Source organism: Pantoea sp. CFCC18179 (genome assembly GCF_059412405.1).
Genome location: NZ_JBNBPM010000028.1, coordinates 1 through 7,867, shown reverse-complemented (window position 1 = coordinate 7,867; position 7,867 = coordinate 1). Strand labels below are relative to the sequence as shown.

The window sequence follows — 7,867 nt, the reverse complement described above, 5'->3', positions numbered from 1 at the left end:
CATCCGGCGGGATGAATTTCTTCACTCCCTGCTGAGCCGTCTGCGTTGCCGCTTTGCCGTCTCAGTGGTGGCGCATTATAGGGAGTTATTCGCGGCTGACAAGGGTTTATTGCAAAAAAATGATCGTTCGACCTAAATTTCGCCACAACGCTGTATTTCACTACAATTTGCCTGGTAACTGTGCAAAATCCTGGGCAAAAAGCGCCACTTTATTCCAATCGGTGTATTCCACTTCTTTTGATGAATCCGTTTCGCCACCCGTCATTCGCATAATGAATTGAATCATGACGCGATCGAACCAGCGATAACGTGGATAACGCAATGCGCCGGCAAACACCGCACAACAATCTGGTTGCCACGGCGACTGCTCAAGGAACTTGCGCGTGTAGGCATTGGTCTCTGGCGTGCACTTATCTGCTTTACGTGCCGTGAGGTTAACACTATAGAAGCCGCTGACACGCTGCAGCAGCTGCGACTTATGCTGAGTAACAAACTTCAGCAATGCCGGATGGAAATGACCATAGCGGATCGATGCGCCGATCAACACGCGATCGTACTGCGGCCAGTCAACCTGTTGCGCCTCCAGCAAATCAATGACATCGCACAACTGATGTGGCACTAACGTCTGCGCAATGCGCGCGGCTATTTCACGAGTTTGCCCATCGCGGCTGGAATAAAGAATCAACGCTTTCATGACTTAATCCTATTTATCATTCACGCCAGAAAGTCGGCGTGAACAGCACCAGCAGCGTGAACACTTCAAGACGTCCAAACAGCATGGTCAAAATCAAAATCCACTTCGCGACATCATTCATTGAAGTGAAGTTGTCGGCCACCACGCCCAAGCCGGGGCCAAGATTATTGAGAGTCGCCGCCACAGCAGCAAACGCAGAGAAATCATCCACGCCAGTGGCGATAATCGCCAGCATGCTCAGCAGGAACACCAGCGCATAAGCTGAGAAGAAGCCCCACACCGCTTCAAGAATACGTTCCGGCAGCGCGCGGTTACCCAACTTAATGGTGTAGACCGCGTTGGGATGCACTAAGCGCTTCAACTCACGCGAACCTTGCTTGAACAGCAACAGAATGCGGATCACCTTCAATCCACCGCCGGTTGAACCCGCCATGCCGCCAATAAACGCTGAGCACAGCAGCAGAACCGGCAGGAACAGCGGCCACCGCGCGATGCTGTCGGTAGTAAAGCCCGCAGTCGTCGCCATCGAAACCACCTGGAAAAACGCCTGATTCAATGTTTGCCAGCCACTGGCGTAGACATTATGGAACCACAGCACCACGGTACAAATCAGGACGAGCGTCAACTGTACGCCAATAAACATACGGAATTCGGGATCGCGCCAATAGACTTTCAGGCTGCGGCCGCTTAATAGCGAGAAATGCAGGCCGTAATTACAGCCAGAAATCAGCAGGAACACCGCAACGATGGTGTTGATGGTTGGACTATTGAAGTAGCCGATACTGGCATCATGCGTTGAGAACCCGCCAATCGCGATGGTGGAGAAACTATGTCCAATCGCGTCAAACATCGGCATGCCCGCTAGCCACAACGCCACGGCACAGGCAACGGTCAGCAGCACATAGATCAGCCACAACGTTTTAGCCGTTTCGGCAATACGCGGGCGCATCTTGTTATCTTTCAACGGCCCCGGCATTTCAGCGCGATAGAGCTGCATACCGCCAACGCCCAGAATTGGCAGAATCGCCACCGCCAATACGATGATTCCCATACCGCCGAGCCATTGCAGCATCTGCCGATAGAACAGAATCGCTTTCGGCAACGTATCAAGCCCCACCAGCGTGGTGGCACCGGTTGTCGTTAGGCCCGAGAACGACTCAAAGAACGCATCAGTGATCGATAGATGAGGTTGTTCCGCGAAGATAAACGGCATCGCACCGACGCTACCCAGCACGGTCCAGAACAGCACCACAATAAGGAAGCCTTCACGCGGCTTAAGTTCTGTTTTTTCTTTGCGATTGGGCCACCACAGCAGCGAACCAATCACAATCGCCATCATAAAGGTCTGGCTAAACGCGCGCCCGGCACCGTCACGGTAAATCAAGGCAACGAGGCCCGGTAAAATCATGGTCACCGAGAACAGAATCACCAGCAGGCCCACGATGCGGGTAATGGCGCGAAAATGCATTCAGCCGTTTCCTTTAAACAGATGCTTTTAGTTTGTCAGCGGGATGAGCGTCAGCGCGCCCCGGCTGTAATCAGAGAGGTTTTGGCGAAAGCCAGCAATCTGCGCATGCGGCAACGCTAAACGTAGCGCAATGCGATCTTGATAATGGCTCTCTTCTATAATGCCGTCAAAACGTTGCAATAGTCGTTCGATGTCACTGAGCTGGGCGTAATCACATTGCAGGGTAAAAGATTGCATCGGCACTTTACGTTGACGCGCCAACTGCTTCAGTCCTTGCTGTACGCCGCCGCCATAGGCTTTCACCAATCCGCCGGTGCCGAGCATTACGCCGCCATAATAGCGCACCACTACGGCGGTAATCTCACCGACGCCGCTGCCCATAAGCTGAGCCAGCATCGGTTTACCGGCGGTGCCCGAAGGTTCGCCATCATCAGAGAACCCTAATTGCTGCGAATCATCTGGCGCGCCAGCCACCCACGCCCAGCAATGATGCCGCGCAGTGGGATGTTCTTGTTTCACCTGCTGCACAAACGCGCGCGCAGCTTCCACGCCTGCGGTATGCGCCAGCAAGGTGATAAAACGACTTTTCTTGATGGTTTCCTCGCTGAGACTGACGGCCTCAGCGGGAATGTCATAGGCGTCCATCAGGCAAGGTGCAGATCGCGCGTCATGTTTTCGATGCGGTTGGCGTGGATCACCACGTTATCCTCGATGCGAATACCGCCGTACGGTTTCAGCGCATCAATCGCCTGCCAGTCAAAGTGCTGACTGAACTTGCCGCCGCGCAGTTTCGCCAACAGCGAATCGATAATATAGAAGCCCGGTTCGATAGTCAGCACCATGCCCGGCTCCAACACACGCGTACAACGCAGATAAGGATATTGCGATGGCGCAGCCAGATGCGTGCCGTTGTCGTCCTGCATAAAGCCAGCGACATCATGTACCTGCAAGCCAAGCGGATGACCAAGGCCATGCGGCATAAACGGACCGGTTAAGTCTTCTGCCACCAGCGTCTCTTCGGTCAAACCTTTCACCAGCTCGAATTTCAGCAGCATACTCGCAATGCGCTGGTGCATTTGCAGATGGTAATCGGTATAGCGCACACCCGCTTTCAACGTGGCGATCAGCGCCAACTCTTCTTTATTCATCGCGGCGACCATCTCGGCGTAACGCGATTTGCTCTGCGCCGCATAGCTGCGCGTCAGATCCGCCGCGTAGCCAAGATATTCCGCACCGGCATCAATCAGAAAACTGTGGCGCTTAGCGGGCGCTTGATGATCCAGTTTGGTGTAGTGCAACACCGCCGCATGCTCATTCAAGGCGATAATGTTGCCGTAAGGCACGTCGGTATCGCGATGACCGGTAGCAGTCAGATAGGCGATATTGATATCAAACTCGCTCATGCCAGAGAAGAAGGCTTCTTTAGCGGCACGATGACCTGCAACCGCCAGCTTCTGCGCTTCACGCATACACGCCAGCTCGTAGTCTGTTTTGATGCTGCGATGATAGTGCAGGAAGTCGATCACGCCTTTTGGGTTGACCTGCTCGCTGTTGATACCGAGTTGCGCAGCACGTTCAGGTACCGGCCCGATATACGCCACGTTTTCACGTTGCGCCGGCAGCAGTTGCGCGATGTCATCAGCATTTTTCAAACCGATGACGTCAACATCGTTGGTCCAGAAGCTATTAGGCAGCGGCTCAACGTTGTGCCAGTAATCTACCGGCGAATAGAACCACAATTTCGGTTTATTCACGCCATCAATCCATAACCAGCAGTTAGGCACCTGCGTCACCGGTACCCACGCCTTGAACTGCGGATTCACCTTAAACGGATAGTCGTGATCGTCGAGGAAAACGGTCAGCAGCTCGCCGGAATGAATCAGCATGGCATCAAGCTTAAAGCGTGCCAGCACCTGCTGCGCTCGCTGCTGCAGCGTATTAATGTGCGCGTGATACAGGGTTTTCAGTGAATCCATGGACTTGTCTCCGATGTCGCGAAAGTGGCGGCAGTGTAGCACAGCCGCCGGTGTGATGCCGTGCTGCACGCGCTGTGATCGCCGTATCAAATTATCAAACTCTCGTTTGCAAATAATTAACATCCCGCCCACACTCCAACTCATCTGGTATGACCAGATCATCTTTCGCGGTTTCAGGAGACGGACATGCTCTACCAAGGCGATACTCTTTCACTTCAATGGCTTGACGATGGCATCGCCGAGCTGATTTTCGATGCGCCCGGTTCGGTGAACAAACTCGATACCAAAACTGTCGCTTCACTGGGCGAAGCGCTGAGCGTGCTGGAACAGCAATCTGCGCTACGCGGCCTGCTGCTTTCATCGGCCAAGCCAGCCTTTATTGTTGGCGCCGACATCACAGAATTCCTGTCGCTGTTTGAAGCGCCAGAAGAGAAGCTGAGCCAATGGCTGGCGTTTGCCAACAGCATCTTTAATCGCTTGGAAGATCTGCCAGTGCCGACCGTGGCCGCCATTGATGGTTATGCGCTGGGCGGCGGCTGCGAATGCGTGCTGGCAACAGACTTCCGCATCGCCACGCCAACCGCGCGCATCGGCCTGCCAGAAACCAAACTCGGCATCATGCCTGGCTTTGGCGGCAGCGTGCGTTTGCCTCGTTTACTCGGCGCTGACAGCGCGATGGAAATCATCGCGGCGGGTAAAGATCTTGATGGCAATAGCGCATTGAAACTGGGGTTGGTCGATGCAGTCGTCAGCAGCGACAAATTACGTGACGCAGCGCTGGCTGTATTGCAAGACGCTATCGTACAGGGCAACTGGCAAGCACGACGCGCACCGAAGTTGGCACCGCTGAAACTCAGCCCAATTGAAGCCGCCATGAGTTTCACCATCGCCAAAAGCATGGTGCAGCAAACCGCCGGCAAACATTATCCCGCGCCAGTGACTGCGGTGAAAACCATTGAAGCCGCCGCCAGTCTGGGACGCGATGATGCACTGAAGCTGGAAACTGCCGCGTTTGTGCCACTGGCGCAAAGCGATGTTGCACGTGCGTTGGTGGGTATCTTCCTCAACGATCAATACGTCAAAGGTTTGGCGAAGAAGCACAGCAGCGCCGCCGGTGCACCGCAACAAGCCGCTGTTCTGGGCGCAGGGATTATGGGCGGCGGTATTGCCTATCAATCGGCATGGAAAGGCGTGCCGGTGATGATGAAAGATATCAATCCGCAGGCGTTAACCCTTGGCATGACCGAAGCCAGCAAGCTGCTGAATAAACAGTTGGAACGCGGCAAGATTGATGGTGCGAAACTGGCCAGCGTGCTCACTACGATTCAACCTACTCTGGATTACGCCGGATTCGAACGTACCGATGTGGTCGTCGAAGCGGTAGTGGAGAATCCACAAATCAAAGCCAAAGTGCTGGCAGAAACCGAGCAGCATCTGCGTGCCGATGCGATTCTGGCCTCAAACACCTCAACCATTCCGATCAGCCAACTGGCCAAAGCCTTGCAGCGACCAGAAAACTTCTGCGGCATGCACTTCTTTAACCCGGTGCCGCGTATGCCGCTGGTCGAAGTGATTCGCGGTGAGCAAACCTCGGAAGCCACCATCAGCAAAGTGGTGGCGTGGGCCAGCAAGATGGGCAAAACGCCGATTGTGGTGAATGACTGTCCGGGCTTCTTCGTCAACCGCGTGCTGTTCCCCTATTTCGCCGCGTTCAGTCTGCTGCTGCGCGATGGCGCAGATTTCCGTCAGGTCGACAAAGTGATGGAAAAACAGTTCGGCTGGCCGATGGGGCCGGCGTGGTTGCTGGATGTGGTTGGCATTGATACTGCACATCACGCGCAGCAAGTGATGGCGCAAGGTTTCCCATCACGCATGCAGAAAGATTATCGCGATGCCATTGACGTACTGTTTGAAGCCAAACGTTACGGACAGAAAAACGGACAAGGCTTCTATCGTTGGGAGCAGGACAAAAAAGGCAAAGCGCAGAAGAAAGCCGATGCCGCCGTCGATGCGCTGCTGGAGCCGATCTGTCAGCCGAAGCGGGTGTTCAGCGATGATGACATCGCCAATCGCATGATGCTGCCGATGCTTAACGAAGTGGTGCGCTGCCTCGAAGAGAAGATTATCGCTTCACCGGCTGAAGCTGACATGGCGCTGGTGTACGGACTTGGCTTCCCGCCTTTCCGCGGCGGTGCTTTCCGTTACATGGATACGCTGGGCAATAGCAATGTGGTCGATCAGGCCAAACGCTATACCGCTCTCGGCCCGCTGTATGCGCTGCCGGAGCTGTTGCTGCAAAAAGCCCATCAGCATCAAAGCTGGTATCCCGCGGTGCAACCGATTGACGAAGCGGCGCTGCAAAGTGCCTGAGGTGATGAAGATGGAAAAAGTAGTGATTGTTGATGCCGTACGCACGCCAATGGGGCGATCCAAAGGCGGCGCGTTTCGTCAGGTACGCGCGGAAGATCTGTCCGCCCATTTGATGCGTGAACTGTTGAGCCGTAATCCAGCAGTCGATCCAGCATCGCTTGATGACATTATTTGGGGCTGCGTGCAGCAGACGCTGGAACAAGGCTTCAACATTGCCCGCAACGCCGCGCTATTGGCCGAGATTCCGCATCGCGTGCCGGCCAGCACCGTCAATCGGCTATGCGGTTCGTCGATGCAGGCACTGCATGATGCAGCACGCTCGATTATGGTCGGCGATGCGCACAGTTGCCTGATTGGCGGCGTGGAACACATGGGCCATGTGCCGATGAGTCACGGCGTGGATTTCCATCCCGGCTTAGGTCGCACCGTGGCGAAAGCCGCTGGCATGATGGGTTTGACCGCCGAAATGTTGGCGCGCATGCATCACATCACGCGTGAACAACAAGATGCGTTTGCGCTGCGTTCCCATCAGCGCGCATGGGCCGCCACCCAACGTGGTGACTTCAAGCGTGAAATTGTCTCCACTTACGGCCATGACGCGGATGGCGTGTTGAAACGCTACGATTTTGATGAAGTGATCCGCGAAGAGACCAGCCTCGAAGGATTGGCAGCGCTACGTCCGGCGTTTGATCCGGTCAATGGTACCGTGACCGCTGGCAGTTCATCCGCGCTTTCCGATGGCGCCGCCGCGATGTTGATCATGAGCGAAAGCCGAGCGCGTGAGTTAGGTTTAACGCCGCGCGCGCGTATTCGCAGCATGGCGGTTGTGGGCTGCGATCCGTCAATCATGGGTTACGGCCCCGTGCCTGCCAGCAAACTGGCGCTCAAACGCGCCGGATTAAATGTGCAGGACATCGATTTGTTCGAATTCAATGAAGCCTTCGCGGCGCAGGCGCTGCCGTGCATCAAAGATATGGGCTTGCTGGAGCAGTTGGATGAGAAAGTGAATTTAAACGGCGGCGCGATTGCGCTTGGTCATCCATTGGGATGTTCCGGTGCGCGTATCAGTACCACGCTGCTGAATCAGATGGAGCGTCGCGATGCGCACTTTGGTCTGGCGACCATGTGCATTGGCTTAGGCCAGGGCATTGCGACGGTATTCGAACGGGTTTAATACGTTACTTGTTGCATGTGTTCCCGCCCTTTCGGGCGGGCTTTTTTGCGTAGGGTCGCCATTTAGGTACGACCGGGCACATAGGTAACAGATCAGACCGGGCACATAGGTGACACATTTGTGCTCAGTCGATTCGGATAATACGTCTTTCTGTCCGGTCATAATATGCCAGTATCAGCCTGTTG

Annotated in this window: 6 protein-coding genes; 2 read left to right on the top strand and 4 right to left on the bottom strand. The window is 54.9% G+C overall.

Annotation, left to right across the window (positions count from 1 at the left end; all coding sequences use genetic code 11):
* Window positions 1-160: 160 nt before the first annotated feature.
* The 4 genes from hemG to pepQ are packed head-to-tail and all read right to left on the bottom strand — an operon-like array spanning window position 161 to window position 4,138.
* On the bottom strand, window positions 161-694 hold the full coding sequence (hemG, locus tag ACPUC7_RS24140; RefSeq protein WP_343554730.1) for a menaquinone-dependent protoporphyrinogen IX dehydrogenase: 534 nt from the start codon (window positions 692-694) through the stop codon (window positions 161-163).
* A gap of 16 nt (window positions 695-710) precedes the next feature.
* On the bottom strand, window positions 711-2,162 hold the full coding sequence (gene trkH, locus ACPUC7_RS24135; RefSeq protein WP_343554731.1) for a Trk system potassium transporter TrkH: 1,452 nt from the start codon (window positions 2,160-2,162) through the stop codon (window positions 711-713).
* A gap of 27 nt (window positions 2,163-2,189) precedes the next feature.
* A complete protein-coding gene (locus ACPUC7_RS24130; protein ID WP_343554732.1) occupies window positions 2,190-2,807 on the bottom strand; it encodes an IMPACT family protein in 618 nt (205 codons plus the stop codon).
* Window positions 2,807-4,138 carry a Xaa-Pro dipeptidase gene (gene pepQ / locus ACPUC7_RS24125; RefSeq protein WP_494924827.1) on the bottom strand — a complete coding sequence of 444 codons (1,332 nt, stop codon included), beginning with the start codon at window positions 4,136-4,138 and terminating at the stop codon, window positions 2,807-2,809. The genes ACPUC7_RS24130 and pepQ overlap by 1 nt, the downstream gene beginning before the upstream one ends.
* Window positions 4,139-4,324: 186 nt before the next feature.
* Here pepQ and fadB point away from each other — a divergent pair, with 186 nt between their 5' ends.
* Together fadB and fadA are read left to right on the top strand one after the other, a co-directional pair.
* Window positions 4,325-6,508: a fatty acid oxidation complex subunit alpha FadB gene (gene fadB, locus ACPUC7_RS24120; RefSeq protein ID WP_494924826.1), complete on the top strand. Its 2,184-nt coding sequence runs from the start codon at window positions 4,325-4,327 to the stop codon at window positions 6,506-6,508.
* Window positions 6,509-6,518: 10 nt separating this feature from the next.
* The gene (fadA, locus tag ACPUC7_RS24115) at window positions 6,519-7,682 is read left to right on the top strand and encodes an acetyl-CoA C-acyltransferase FadA (protein ID WP_494924825.1); all 1,164 of its coding nucleotides are present in this window, start codon (window positions 6,519-6,521) and stop codon (window positions 7,680-7,682) included.
* Window positions 7,683-7,867: the final 185 nt, after the last annotated feature.